Annotated in this window: 10 protein-coding genes and 1 tRNA gene; 9 read left to right on the top strand and 2 right to left on the bottom strand. The window is 61.1% G+C overall.

Annotated features, from left to right (window positions below; genetic code table 11):
* Window position 1 precedes the first annotated feature (1 nt).
* From AC0L37_RS09915 to AC0L37_RS09875, 9 genes are all read left to right on the top strand, one after another.
* Entirely contained in the window at window positions 2-1,033 is a 1,032-nt protein-coding gene (locus AC0L37_RS09915; protein WP_282221262.1) for a hydroxyacid dehydrogenase, read from the top strand.
* Window positions 1,033-1,818, top strand: a complete 786-nt coding sequence (locus tag AC0L37_RS09910; RefSeq protein WP_282221263.1) for a sugar phosphate isomerase/epimerase family protein — start codon at window positions 1,033-1,035, stop codon at window positions 1,816-1,818. The genes AC0L37_RS09915 and AC0L37_RS09910 overlap by 1 nt, the downstream gene beginning before the upstream one ends.
* A gap of 257 nt (window positions 1,819-2,075) precedes the next feature.
* Window positions 2,076-2,149 (top strand) — tRNA-Cys (locus AC0L37_RS09905).
* A gap of 127 nt (window positions 2,150-2,276) precedes the next feature.
* Window positions 2,277-2,933: a protein-L-isoaspartate O-methyltransferase family protein gene (locus tag AC0L37_RS09900; protein WP_212658217.1), complete on the top strand. Its 657-nt coding sequence runs from the start codon at window positions 2,277-2,279 to the stop codon at window positions 2,931-2,933.
* Between the two features lie 158 nt (window positions 2,934-3,091).
* On the top strand, window positions 3,092-4,456 hold the full coding sequence (locus AC0L37_RS09895; RefSeq protein WP_212658216.1) for a TolC family outer membrane protein: 1,365 nt from the start codon (window positions 3,092-3,094) through the stop codon (window positions 4,454-4,456).
* A 196-nt stretch (window positions 4,457-4,652) separates the two neighbouring features.
* Window positions 4,653-5,540, top strand: coding sequence for a DUF2497 domain-containing protein (locus AC0L37_RS09890; RefSeq protein ID WP_282221264.1), 888 nt, complete (start codon window positions 4,653-4,655; stop codon window positions 5,538-5,540).
* A gap of 155 nt (window positions 5,541-5,695) precedes the next feature.
* Entirely contained in the window at window positions 5,696-8,452 is a 2,757-nt protein-coding gene (locus AC0L37_RS09885; protein ID WP_282221265.1) for a valine--tRNA ligase, read from the top strand.
* A gap of 131 nt (window positions 8,453-8,583) precedes the next feature.
* A complete protein-coding gene (locus AC0L37_RS09880) occupies window positions 8,584-9,948 on the top strand; it encodes a flavin monoamine oxidase family protein (protein ID WP_282221266.1) in 1,365 nt (454 codons plus the stop codon).
* Window positions 9,949-10,503: 555 nt separating this feature from the next.
* Window positions 10,504-11,313 carry a tetratricopeptide repeat protein gene (locus AC0L37_RS09875; protein WP_212658212.1) on the top strand — a complete coding sequence of 270 codons (810 nt, stop codon included), beginning with the start codon at window positions 10,504-10,506 and terminating at the stop codon, window positions 11,311-11,313.
* Between the two features lie 30 nt (window positions 11,314-11,343).
* Here the strand turns inward: AC0L37_RS09875 and xth are convergent, their stop codons facing one another.
* Together xth and AC0L37_RS09865 are read right to left on the bottom strand one after the other, a co-directional pair.
* The gene (gene xth / locus AC0L37_RS09870) at window positions 11,344-12,123 is read right to left on the bottom strand and encodes an exodeoxyribonuclease III (protein WP_282221267.1); all 780 of its coding nucleotides are present in this window, start codon (window positions 12,121-12,123) and stop codon (window positions 11,344-11,346) included.
* A gap of 51 nt (window positions 12,124-12,174) precedes the next feature.
* A complete protein-coding gene (locus AC0L37_RS09865) occupies window positions 12,175-13,290 on the bottom strand; it encodes a serine hydrolase domain-containing protein (protein ID WP_282221268.1) in 1,116 nt (371 codons plus the stop codon).
* Window positions 13,291-13,339: the final 49 nt, after the last annotated feature.

Here is a 13,339-nt window from a genome sequence, read left to right as displayed (position 1 = left end):
GATGTCCGATACGCCAACAAGACCCAAACTTGTCTTTGCCATGAACCAGGGCCTGGTGCCGCGCATCTTTGGCGCCGAACAATGGGTCCGGCTGCAGGCCGTTGCCGATGTGCTCTCGCCGGTCTCCTATACCGACTTCAAAACGCCGGAGGCTGCCGCACTCCTCAAGCAGGCCGAGATAATAGTGGGTGCCTGGGGCGCTCCAGCTCTGGACCAAGACCTTTTGGAAAAGGCGCCAAACCTGCGGCTGGTCGCCTATGCCGCTGCTTCGATACGCGCGATCACAACCCCCGCATTCTGGCGCGCCGGCATTCCCATTACCTCGGCGGTAGCGGCGATGGCCGTTCCTGTTGCTGAATTCACCTATGCGGCCATCATCATGACCGGCAAGGACGTCATCAATATCCGCGATATCAACCGCCAGCAGCGCGGCGCGCAGGGCTTTGGCTCGCGTATCGGACTGGATGTTTCCCATCTCGGCAATTACGGCCGTCGCATTGGTATTGTCGGGGCCTCCAGAATTGGGCGTCTGGTCATCGCGATGCTGGTTCGCTCGGGATATGCTGTGGCTGTGTACGATCCGTTCGCCAGCCCTGCCGATGTGGAGAAGATGGGCGCCCAGGCGATGGGGCTCGACCAATTGCTGGAATGGTCGCACACGGTTTCCCTGCACGCGCCCATTCTGCCTGAAACACGTCACATGATCGGCGCCCGCGAACTGGGCCTGATGCGCGACGATGCCGTCCTGATCAACACGGCCCGCGGCTGGCTGGTCAATCATGATGCCTTGCTTGCCGAGCTCCAGAGCGGTCGCATCCGGGCGTGGATCGATACGCCCGATCCCGAGCCATTTCCGCCCGACAGCCCCTTTTATGACCTGCCCAATCTGGTGCTCACACCTCATATCGCTGGTACCATGGGCAATGAACTGCACAGTTTGGCAGAAGCTGCGATCAACGAGATTGAACGCTTTGTGGCGGGCCTGCCACCACTTGACCCGGTTCTGGAACAATCACTCGACAGGATAGCCTGATGGTGTTGGTCACTTGTTTTTCGACCCTGGGTTGCCCGCAACGCACCCTCAGACAGTCTATCGAGCTTGCGCAGGCCCACGACATTCCCATGGTTGAGGTGAGGACCCTGTCGGGCAGCAATGACCTGACTCAAAATCTTGCCAGCGAATTCGGCCAGCCCGCGGATTTGACAGCCTGTTTGGGCGATGCAGATATAAAAGTTCCGGTGATGGGTAGCTCCCACCGCCTGTTCGACGAGACCTTCGACTTTGCGCCGCTCCAGAAACTGGCACAATGGGCCGACGCCGCCGGGGCGCGTTTCTTGCGCGTCTTCGATGGCAAGGGTGAGACACTTGATAGCGAAATGCTCGACCTGGCCCAGGCGCGCTTCGAGCAATGGGAGGCCCTGCGCGCAGCGCAGGGTATCAAGGCGCAACTGCTGATCGAAACCCACGGCTTGCTCTGTGCCAACCAGGCGCTGGAAGCGTTCTGCAATCGCTTTCGGGATGCCCCGATTCTCTGGGATACCCATCACACCTGGGCTGCTGGAAACGCGCTTGCGCAGACCCACGAGATTATCGGTGCGCGCCTGGCGCATCTGCACGTCAAGGACAGCCTGTTGCGCGCCGGCAAACGCCAATACGTGCTCCCCGGAACTGGTAGTTTTCCCGCTGCTGGCCTGGCTAGGGTGCTGACCGAATTCCCGCCCGTATCAGCTGCCGTCAGTCTTGAATGGGAAAAACACTGGCACCCTGAAATCCCCGATCTGGAATCAGCTCTCACATACGCAAAGCCGTGGCTGTGAATGCCGCCCCACCCAAGGAGAGTACTGGGTACGCCACCCATTACCCGATGACGTCTTGGGCTGCGTCCCGGGGAACCGGTCGGGATCTGGATACTAAATCGCGTGGTCTGCTTTCGGGGGCGTCTGCCAGGGGTCGAGCGCGCAACAGATTTCAGCGAACCGGCACGGTTTCTGACGGGCGAGTTTCAGAAAATTCATCCTCCGTTAGCTGGGGTCTTGCATAAGGAGTTGCTGTCCAATAGGTACAGCCTTCGTGAGGCCACGTGGCGGAGTGGTTACGCAGCGGATTGCAAATCCGCGTACTCCGGTTCAATTCCGGACGTGGCCTCCAGTTTTCCCCAGCACATAGCACCCATGCGCCGCTCATTTTGTCGCGCCGCACCATCGCGCCTTGCCAAGAGTGCAGGGGTGGGGATATTCACGTCCAGCATATGACGCGGCATGGACGGACGACATTGATGACACAGTTTGAGCAGTTGCGCGCAAGGATGGTCGACAACCAGTTGCGCACCAGTGGTGTGACCGAATGGGCGCTTCTGGCCGAGATGGGCAAGCTGCCCCGCGAGCGCTTCGTGCCCGCCGATCGCCAGTCTGTTGCCTATATCGACGATATTCACTGGCTGGGGCAGGGACCCGAGCGCCGTTTCATGATGGCGCCGGCCACGCTCGCCAAGCTGCTGCAGCTCGCAGAGCTTTCAGATGACGATGCCGTGCTCGATATCGGCGCCGGCACCGGCTATGGCACCGCCGTCATGGCAGGGCTGGCCGCATCAGTGACCGGTCTGGAAGCCAATGCCGAGCTGGCCAAGATCGCCAGCCGCAATCTTGAGGAACTCGGGATCGACAATGCCACCATCATTGCTGGCGATATCTCCTGGATCGGCCGCGGCAAGTTCGATGTCATCGTTGTGCAGGGGGCGCTCGACAGCGTGCCAGACGCCATGCTGGCGGCGCTCAATGATGGCGGTCGCCTGATTGCGCTGATCCGCACGGGCGGCGTCGCCGTAGCCAATGTGTTTGTGAAATCCGGCAAGTCCATCACCGCGCGCGGTGAGTTCAACGCCACGCTGCCACTGCTCGATCAGGCCCAGCCTGATGTCGAATTCGTCTTTTAGTACACAGTTTCTCTATTGATGCGTGAGACAATCACGCTGTTGCTACTCAGGCACTATGCGCGAGCTTTCGCACATTAAACTTCGGTAGGGATTGCCGTAGCAGGTTGTGAACCCCACCTGCGATGCATAAAGTTTGAGGGTTATTGGAGAGGCGGGCCATGAGTTTTCGCGGGAAATTGGTCGCAAGTGTGCTGGCTTTGGCTGTGAGTGCGTTTGCGGTTGGTGGTGCACAGGCACAATCAATCGCGCAGGCGTTGACCGCCGCCTATGATCATGCGCCGGACCTCAAGGCAGCCTTGCTCAATGCCAAGGCGAGCGCGGAAAACATCGCACTGGCCGAGTCAGCCAAGCGTCCCACCATCGGGGCTTCCATCAGCGGCAATTACAATTGGAGCATCATCAATGATAACTTCAATGATGGTACCTCGCTGACCACAGGGCTGTCCTACAACCAGACCATTTTCGACAACTATCAGACCGAAGCCAAGATCGAAGCGGCGCGCGCCGGTGCCGATGCTGCCGAATATCAGATCCGCAGCACCGAGCAGACCGTTCTGCTTGAAGTCATCCAGGCCTATATGGCTGTCTATAGCGGTCGCCAGCTTGTCGCCCTGCGCCAGGAAAACCGCAATTTCTACTCTGCCCAGCTGCAGTCCTCGCGCGATCGCCTTGATGTTGGCGAAGGTACCCGGATCGATGTCGCCCAGGCCGAAGCCCGCCTCGCACAGGGCGATGCCGCCTATCGTGCCGCCGTCAACAGCCTCGAAGTTAGCCAGGCGACATTCCAGCGTTATGTTGGTGTGGCGCCGCAGAACCTCGACGCTTCGCACAATTTCGCCCGCCTGATCCCCAACAGCCTGCCCACCGCGATTGCCGAGGCCGAAGTGGGTCATCCGGCCATCATGATGGCCAAGGCCGCCATCCGCGCCGCGCAGGCCACCAGCGATGGGGCACAGGCTGCCTTTGGCCCCAAGGCCACCATCAATGGCTCCGTCGGCACCAAGGCAACCGGTCCCACCAAGGGCGCAACGGACGGCATCAGTGGCACCATTGGCTTCCAGATCACCGTGCCGATCTATGCTGGTGGCTCCATTGGTGCCAGCGTGCGCAAGGCCAATATCGAGCAGATCAAGTCCGAAGTGGACGCCATGTCCGCCTATGACAAGATCCGCGAGGCCGTGATCTCGGCCTGGGCCGGCATCCAGAGTGCCGATGCGCAGATCCAGGCCGCCAATGCCGCGGTTTCCGCTGGTCGCACTGTGGTCGATGGCGTCATTCAGGAACGCGATCTGGGCACCCGTACCACGCTCGACGTGCTCAATGCGCAGGCCGAACTGACCAGCGCCCGCGAAACCCTGATCAACGCCTCATCCAACAAGGTCATCGCCACCTTCTCGCTGCTGGCGGCCATGGGCCACCTGACCGCCGCTGATCTCGGGCTCAATGTCGAGATCAAGTCGGCCGTGCGCTACACCCAGGCTGTCGACGATGTCTGGGCCGAACTGCGCAGTGTTTCCGAGTAACGCACCCACATCGGCGTCCATCCTTGGTGGCCGGGCTCTGCCCGGCCACAAGTTTTAGTGGAAGACCACTTGTATGGTCGCCGTGATGATTCCTAATTTTTGCAGTCCGGTCTAAGGTGTTGTTCACGAATCAGGATTCGGCCGCGTTGGCGGAGGCCTAATTTTTCCGGTTCGAGCGCATGAGTAAGAGGCACCTATGAACAAGCCGGCACACAAAGAACCCTCGATGGACGAGATTCTGTCGTCCATTCGGCAGATCATAGCGGATGATGATGCAGCGGGGGTGCCGCGCCGACCTTCCATTCAGGCGGCCGAGGATCCCATGGAGGCCGCACCGGCCAGTCCGGCAGCCGCAGGCGCCGACGACCGTGACCTCAGCGACATGCTCGACGATATCGAGCCGTTGACCCTCAGCGCCACCCAGATCGTCGATGAAGCCGAAGCCGAGGACGATATCGCCGGCTTCAGTTTCGATTCGATCCTGGCCGATACCCCGGTCGATGAAGAAAGCGAACCCGAAGCGGCTACTACTCCCGGCCTTGTTGACCCGGAAGACATCAGCTTTGCACCTGCTGCCGAGGATGATGACGACGATCTGCCATCGTTCGATCCCCCCGAGCCACCGCCAAAGCCCGCCGCCGAAGTGGTCGCCGCGCCTGCGCCCAAGCCGGCTCCAAAGCCAGCGCCTGAGCCTGTTGCCGAGGAAGAATTCGATATTCCCGCGTTCAATCCAGAGCCCGAGGCCGCAGCCGATCTGGACATGCCGTCCTTCAATCCTGAGCCTGAAATGGCCAGCGAAGCACCGGCCCCGCAGCCATCGATCGCCCAGGCCGCGCCAATGCCGGATGCCACGCTTTCCAGCGATATGGCCAGCCAGCTGCTCGAGCCCACCACTCAGGCTGCCGTGCGCAGCTCGATGACCAAGCTCAATGGTCTGGGGCTGGGCAATGCCGGCGCCACTATCGAATCCCTGATGCGCGACATGCTGCGCCCGATGCTCAAGGAATGGCTGGATGAAAATCTGCCCGCCGTTGTCGAGCGCATGGTGGAAAAGGAAATCGCCCGCGTTTCGCGCGGCGAATAGCCTGTCAAAGACATCTCTGACGGTCCTGCATGCGCGATACGGTTGACCCCGCATCGCGCATTTGCTTGAAGTCAGCCCAACCTTTTGTCCGACCCGTCAGGTCTTTCTCCAATGAGAAGCGCCGCTTGGCGGGTTGCTGCTGTTGCGAGTGACCAATGCTTGAAAAGTCCTATGAGCCCGGCGCGGTCGAAAACCGCGTCTATGCCGACTGGCTGAAGGCCGATGCCTTTGCTGCCGGGGCAGGGGCCGCGCCCGGTGCCGAGACCTTCACCATTGTCATCCCGCCACCCAATGTGACCGGCTCGCTGCATATCGGGCACGCGCTCAACAACACCATTCAGGACATTCTGGTCCGCTTCAATCGCATGCTCAAAAAGGACGTGCTCTGGCAGCCCGGCACCGACCATGCCGGCATCGCCACCCAGATGATCGTCGAGCGCCAGCTGATGGAGCGTCAGCAGCCCGGCCGCCGCGAGATGGGCCGCGAGAAATTCGTCGAGCGCGTCTGGGAGTGGAAGTCCGAGAGCGGCGGCACGATCATGAACCAGCTCAAGCGCTTGGGCGCTTCGGCTGACTTTTCGCGTGAACGCTTCACCATGGGTGAAAACGGCGCGCCGGACGATCAGATGGTCCGCGCCGTCACCAAGGTGTTTGTCGAACTGCACAGCCGTGGCCTGATCTATCGCGCCAAGCGTTTGGTCAACTGGCATCCGGGTCTGGAGACGGCCATTTCCGATCTTGAAGTCGAGAACATCGAGATCAAGGGCCATATGTGGCACCTGCGCTATCCGCTGGCCGATGGCGTAACCTACCAGTTCCCGATCGTGGACGAAGAGGGCAATGTCACCGGGCACGAAACCCGCGATTACATCATCGTGGCCACCACTCGTCCCGAGACCATGCTGGGCGATAGCGGCATTGCCGTGCACCCTGAAGACGAGCGCTACGCCGCCCTGGTCGGCAAGTTTGTCGATCTGCCGCTGGTTGGCCGCCGTATTCCCATCGTCGCCGATGAATATGCCGATCCCGAACTGGGCACCGGCGCGGTCAAGATCACCCCGGCCCACGATTTCAACGATTTCGAGGTTGGTGTTCGCAATGATCTTGAACAGATCAACGTCTTCACCACAGCCGGCAACATTATTGATGCCGAATTCGTGCCCGAAAAATACCGCGGGCTTGAGCGCTTCGCAGCGCGCAAGGCGATCGTCGATGATCTGACCGCACTGGCTGAGGACAATGAGACCCGCGGCCTTGATCACATCGAAGCCAAGAAGATCATGGTGCCGCATGACGAGAAGACCAAGCTGGTCGTCATCGAGCCCTTCCTGACCGACCAGTGGTGGGTCAAGGCCGACGTGCTGGCCAAGCCAGCTTTGGCGGCTGTACGCGAGGGCCGCACGAAGTTCGTGCCCCAGCAGTATGAAAACACCTATTTCGCCTGGCTCGAAAACATCAAGCCATGGTGCATTTCGCGCCAGCTGTGGTGGGGTCACCAGATCCCGGCCTGGTATGGCCCCGATCAGGAAGCGTTCGTCGCCTCCTCGGCCGAAGAAGCACAGGCTCTGGCCGACGCTCATTACGGCAAGCCGGTTGAACTGCGCCGCGATGAAGACGTTCTTGACACCTGGTTCTCCTCGGCGCTGTGGCCGTTCTCGACCCTGGGCTGGCCCGATGATACGGCCGAACTGCGCCGTTATTATCCCACCGACGTGCTGGTCACCGGCTTTGACATCATCTTCTTCTGGGTCGCCCGCATGATGATGATGGGCCTCGAATTCCTCGATGAAGAGCCCTTCCACACCGTTTACATGCATGCCCTGGTCCGTGACGAAAAGGGCCAGAAGATGAGCAAGACCAAGGGGAACGTTATCGATCCCCTGGCGCTGATCGATCAGTATGGTGCCGATGCCACGCGCTTCACCCTCGCGGCCATGGCTGCGCAGGGCCGCGATCTCAAGCTCTCCATGAGCCGGGTCGAGGGTTACCGCAACTTCGTCACCAAGATCTGGAACGCGGCGCGCTTCCTGGAGATGAACGAATGCCGTCGCGTCGAGGGGTATGATCCCAAGGCCAACAAGCTGCCACTCAATCGCTGGATCGTCGGGGCCACTGCGCGCGGTGCCGCCGCCGTCACCCAGGGCATTGTAGACTACAAGTTCAACGAAGCCGCCAATGCGGCCTATGACTTTGTCTGGGGCACCTTCTGCGATTGGTATGTCGAGTTCGCCAAGCCCGTCTTCATGGGCGAGGACGAAGCGGCCAAGGCTGAAACCCGCGCCACGGCAGCCTGGGCGCTCGATCAGATTCTGACCATCCTGCACCCATTCATGCCCTTCGTCACCGAAGAGCTCTGGGCTGAAACGGGCAAGTTCGGTGCACCGCGTGAATCCATGCTGATCCTGACCCAGTGGCCTAATCTGGCTGGCTTGGAAGATGCCGAAGCCGATGCCGATCTGACCTGGCTGATCGATGTTATCACCAATGTCCGTTCGGTGCGCAGCGAGATGAACGTGCCCGCCAGCGCCAAGCTGCCGCTTGTGGTGGTGGGTGCCAATGAGACGACCCTGCGTCGCCTCGTGGCTGGCACCTCGCTGATCACCCGTCTGGCACGCCTCGAAGAGATCACGCCAAAGTCTGATGTGCCCGGCGAATCGGCGCAGTTCGTGGTTGGCGAAGCCACCTGGGCACTGCCCCTGGCCGAGTTCATCGACATCCCCACCGAGAAGGCCCGCCTGTCCAAGGAAGTGACCAAGCTCGATGGCGAAGTCGCCCAGATCGACAAGAAACTGGGCAATGAGCAGTTTGTCGCCAAGGCGCCCGAAGAGGTGATCGAGGAGCAAAAGGCCCGCCGTGAAGCCGCCATCGAGCGGCGTCACCACATTGCCGAGGCACTCAAGCGCCTCAGCTAGGCAACCCGACCACCATTGCAATGCGCTGACGGCCAGCCCCCACGAAAAGGGGCTGGTCGTTGCCATTTTCCGCGGTTTTGCTTGCGGTCCTGCCGCCAGCCCGAAACTATGGGGCAATGGGGGAGAGCCATATGAACGATGTCAGCCGCCGAAGCTTCATCCGCATTGTCGCCGCGGCAGGCATGGCGGGCACGGCCCCAATACGGGCTATGGCGCAGAGCGCGCCTGCAAGGACCGATTACGACATCATCGTCATCGGGGCCGGCATGGCGGGTCTGGCGGCGGCGCACGAGCTGATGGCCCAGGGCTATGATGTTCTCGTGCTTGAGGCGCGCGACCGCATTGGCGGCCGCATCCACACCGATTGGCAACTGGGCGCGCCCTTCGAATGGGGTGCCGGCTGGATACACGGCCCCGATGGCAATCCGGTCAGCCAGTTGCTGGCCGATGTCGATGGCACCACCTTTGTGACCGATGATGACTCCCTGGAGGTCTATACAGCGCAGGGCGACGATGTCGGCGATGAGCATATCGATGGGCTTGATGCACGCGCCGAACACGCGGCCGCCCTGATCGAGGACGATCTTGACGATGACACCACGCTGGCCCAGGCCCTTGATCGTGTGTCGCCGGGCTTGCTCGAAGATCCGGTGTTCCGCTGGTACGTCACCGCGGCCATTGAATTTGACGCCGGCGGCCCGGTCGAGCAGCTCTCTGCCTTCTACTTCTCGGCTGATGAAAATTTTGAAGGCGAGGATGTCATACCGCTCAGCGGCTATGACTCGATCCTTGCCCCACTCAGCACCGGCTTTGACATAGCCCTAAAAGCTGCTGTTCGCGCCGTGGCCTATGAAGAAGATGATGGCGCAACGGTCTATGTCGGCGACACCGCCTACGAGGCTGATTACGTCATCTGTACCGCGCCGCTTGGTGTGCTCAAGGCGGCTGCCATTGCCTTTGATCCGCCTCTGCCCAAGAGGCTGACGCGGGCCATTGAGCGTATGCCCATGGGTACCGTCACCAAGCTGGCCCTGCAATTTGCCGAGCCGTTCTGGCCGACAGATGTCCAGTATTTCGGCGTTCTCAATGAGGTGAAGGGTCGCTGGCCCTATATCCTGAACTACCGCACCTTTTCAGATCAGAACATCCTGTTGCCGCTCAGCTTCGGCAATTACGCCTTTGCCGCCGATGCCATGACCGATGCCGAAATGGTGTCGGACGTTATGGACGTGCTGCGTGAGGTCTTTGGGGAGACCATCCCCGAACCCATCGCCCACATTGCCACCCATTGGTCCACCGATCCGCATGCCCTTGGCGCCTATAGCTATGCCGGCTTTGGCAGCACGCCCGAAGATTTCGAATCCTTCAAGACGCCCGTATCCCAAACTCTGTTCTTTGCCGGCGAACATACCGATTTCGCTTATCACGCCACGGTTCATGGCGCGCTGCTATCGGGTCGCGGTGCCGCGGCTCGGTTGCTGGAGATCGACGCCTGAGCGGAATCACTGACGGGCCGCGCTATGTGACGATTCAGCAACAGCGGGTCTGAATCGAAATTATCAGGCCAACTCGCAACCATTTGGCGATGTTTGTCGCCACAATCTCACCCTAAACAAGCTTGGCTTGGACATCTGGGGCGGATGGCCAATCGCGCGCAAGACAGTGTCTGCGCACGCATTGTTACAGCCCCGTCAGGTTCAAGAGATTTGGCACAATTGCCGGTGATCGCGTGAAAACGCAGTTTTGCCAGCGGTTTGGCATACAGTGGGAGGTTAGACTTCGACGTGACCAACGCTATAGCTGCCGCGCAGCTGACACCAATGCCCTATGCAGATGATGCCAATTCCATCCTTGTGATGGGCGCGGCTTCAATGCGGTCACAAACGAAGTTTAACAGTTTCCTAACAGCGCTTTCCCCGCGCAGCGTCACGCGGGTAGGCCAGTCGATCCACCCAGCTTTGGCCGTTAGGCTCGACACCCCACAACAGCGCCCGGATGTCCGGGTTCGCGAGAAGAACGCAGCCCGCTTCGGTGTGGGCAAAAGGAGTACGATGCGGGCCATTAGGGAAAAATCCCTGATTTCCGTGACGATTGCAGCCGTTTTGGCCTTCTCGGCCTCAATCCTGCCCGTGCACGCACAAACCGCGGCCGATGCTGCGCTGAACATGGCCAACATGCTCGATGGGGCAGGTGGCGGTGTGTCCAGCGGCGAGTTGATCGCGGCACTGCAGAATGCCGCTGATGCCGGCCAGCCCATGGCCATGTGGCAGCTCGGCACCATGTATGAAAATGGCGAAGGCGTTGCCCGCGATCCGGTCAAGGCGTTTGGCTATTTCGCCCAGATCGCCAATCAGCACGCCGATGCCGCGCCCAAGGGCGTTGAAGCCGATATCGTCGCGCGCTCTTTCGTCAAGGTTGGTGATTACTACAAGCAGGGTCTGCCAGACGCTGGCATTCCCGCCGACGCCAATCGCTCCCACGCACTCTTGCTGCACGCCGCCAGCTATTTCGGCGATGCCGATGCGCAGTATCGCGTCGGCCTGCTTTACATGCAGGAAGAGGAAATGGGCGTGAATCCGTTGCAAAGCGCGCGCTGGTTCTCACTGGCGGCCCGCAAGGGACATTGCCCGGCCCAGGCCCAGCTCGGCGATTTGCTTTTCAATGGCGTTGAGGGCATCGAAGCCCAGCCGGTGGAAGGCCTGATGTGGCTGACCATTTCCCACCAGCGCTGCAGCGGCACGGCCGATGCAGGCTGGGTGGATGAAAAGCTCAACCACGCCATTTCGCTCTCGACCGCTGATGAACAGGCCGAAGCCAATGCTCTGGCTCAGTCCATCGCCCCGCAATTTGCTGGTTTCTAAGCCGCCCGCGGCGCCAGGCCTCGGGTTTGATCAGAAGCTGAACTGGCCTTCGACAGGGACGTGATCGCTGGGCTTTTCCCAGCCGCGCACATCCCTGTGCACCCGTACATCATCAAGCCGGTCTGCCGCCTGTGGCGAGAGCATCAGATGGTCGATGCGGATGCCCGCATTGCGCCGCCACGCCCCAGCCTGAAAGTCCCAGAACGTATAGGCTTCCTCAGATGTGGTGGCCCGCAGCGCGTCGGTCATGCCCATATTGGTCAGCGTCCGGAACCGCTCCAGACTTTCGGGGCGATACAGTGCATCGCCCCACCACGCCTTGGGATCATGCGCATCAATCGGCGCCGGGATCAGGTTGAAATCGCCCAGCAGGATGAATGGTTCTTCGAGCAGCAGGCGCTCAGCCACATAGGCCTCAAGCCGGCGCATCCACGCCAGCTTGTAGGGGAATTTCTCGCTCTCGACCGGATTGCCGTTCGGCAGATAGATGCCGCAAACGCGGATCGCACCGCTTTCGACCGAAAACACGCCTTCGATCAGCCGCGCCTGCTCGTCGCTGTCATCGCCCGGCAGGCCGCGCGTGACCTCGTCAAACGGCAGCAGCGACAGGATGGCCACGCCATTCCAGCTCTTCTGGCCATGGGTTTCGACATTGTAGCCCAGCGCCTCTATCTCGGCGCGCGGGAAGCCCTCATCGACCGATTTGATCTCCTGCAACACCACGATGTCCGGCTTTTCCTGGCTCAGCCAGGTGACCAGCAATTCGAGTCGGGCCTTGATGCCGTTAATGTTCCAGGTAGCGATGCGCATGAGGAGTCTCCGTTGCCCGAAAACTAGCCCTCCAACGGGCAGGGGGCAACACTAGAGCGCACCATAAACCGCGTCATACACTGCATCCCGATAGGCCCCGTCGCTGCCCTCCAGCCCGGTATTGCTCATCGACACCACGCTGAGCCCATTGGCCTGATCAACGAACCAGTGGTGCCCGTATATCCCGCCCCAGCGATTGGTGCCGGGCGCCACGGGCAGCCCCGCCGCTCTGGCGTCGGCAACCCAGGCCCCGAAATAGCTGAACTGCAGCCCCGGGCTCACCGCATGCGCCAGTTGCGGGGTCTGGTTGGCCATGCCCATGGCGACGGTATCGCGCTGCAGGATCGGCCCGCCGCCGCTGCGCAGGCATTCAAGCAGCCTCATGAAATCAGGGCCCGTACCGGCAGCGCCACCACCCCCCGATTGAAACGCCTGCGCGTCGAAAATCCGCCCCGGATCATAGGTGGTCACCCCGCCCCAATTATTGGCAACGCTATGCGGATCGCCCATCAGCACCGCGCCCTCTGTCCCATCGGCATAGGCCGCCGCCAGCCGGCTTGTGTCGCGCACGCCAAACCGCGTGTCGTCCATTTGTAACGGCCCGGTTACGTATTGGATGATGGCGTCTTCGAGCGTGCCGCCCACCAATTGCCCCGCGATCACGCCAAGCACGTCGATCGAGGGCCCATAGGCCCACCCCGTGCCCGGCGCAAACAACAGCTCCTGCGCCGCCAGCCGCGCCACGATCGTTTCACGCCCCAGGTGCCAGCGATTGACCCCCGCAGCCGTTTCCGCTGGCGTCAGCAGCGGCCCGCTGGCCAGTCCGGCGCTGTGCGTCAGCAAATGGTGGATGGTGATCTCCGGCACGCTACCATCGGCCAGCGCAGGCTTGAAATCGGGCAGGTAGACTGTGACCGCGTCATCAAGCCGGATCTTGCCCGCTTCCATCAGCGCCAGAATGGTCGCGGCGACGATGGGCTTGGTCACCGATGACAGGCGAAAGATCGTGTCGCGCGACATGGCGCGTCCGGCCTCGCGATCGGCCAGACCATGCGCCTTTTCGTAGAGCGGGCGGCCATCCTTGCGCACCAGCAAGACGCTGCCGACAATGCGTTTCTCGCTGATGGCCGTATCGACCACCGCGTCCAGCGCCTGCTCAAGCTTCATCAAATTTCCTCCCGCTTTGACGGGAGCTTAGCCGCTTCGCGCGGCCAAA

It is taken from the genome of Devosia sp. J2-20 (assembly GCF_055808475.1).
This window is presented reverse-complemented; position numbering and strand designations above follow the sequence as displayed.

Coding starts and splice junctions, on each gene's coding strand:
- AC0L37_RS09915 (WP_282221262.1), top strand. CDS start 2: ATGTCCGATACGCCAACAAGACCCAAACTTGTCTTTGCCATGAACCAG.
- AC0L37_RS09910 (WP_282221263.1), top strand. CDS start 1,033: ATGGTGTTGGTCACTTGTTTTTCGACCCTGGGTTGCCCGCAACGCACC.
- AC0L37_RS09900 (WP_212658217.1), top strand. CDS start 2,277: ATGACACAGTTTGAGCAGTTGCGCGCAAGGATGGTCGACAACCAGTTG.
- AC0L37_RS09895 (WP_212658216.1), top strand. CDS start 3,092: ATGAGTTTTCGCGGGAAATTGGTCGCAAGTGTGCTGGCTTTGGCTGTG.
- AC0L37_RS09890 (WP_282221264.1), top strand. CDS start 4,653: ATGAACAAGCCGGCACACAAAGAACCCTCGATGGACGAGATTCTGTCG.
- AC0L37_RS09885 (WP_282221265.1), top strand. CDS start 5,696: ATGCTTGAAAAGTCCTATGAGCCCGGCGCGGTCGAAAACCGCGTCTAT.
- AC0L37_RS09880 (WP_282221266.1), top strand. CDS start 8,584: ATGAACGATGTCAGCCGCCGAAGCTTCATCCGCATTGTCGCCGCGGCA.
- AC0L37_RS09875 (WP_212658212.1), top strand. CDS start 10,504: ATGCGGGCCATTAGGGAAAAATCCCTGATTTCCGTGACGATTGCAGCC.
- xth (WP_282221267.1), bottom strand. CDS start 12,123: ATGCGCATCGCTACCTGGAACATTAACGGCATCAAGGCCCGACTCGAA.
- AC0L37_RS09865 (WP_282221268.1), bottom strand. CDS start 13,290: ATGAAGCTTGAGCAGGCGCTGGACGCGGTGGTCGATACGGCCATCAGC.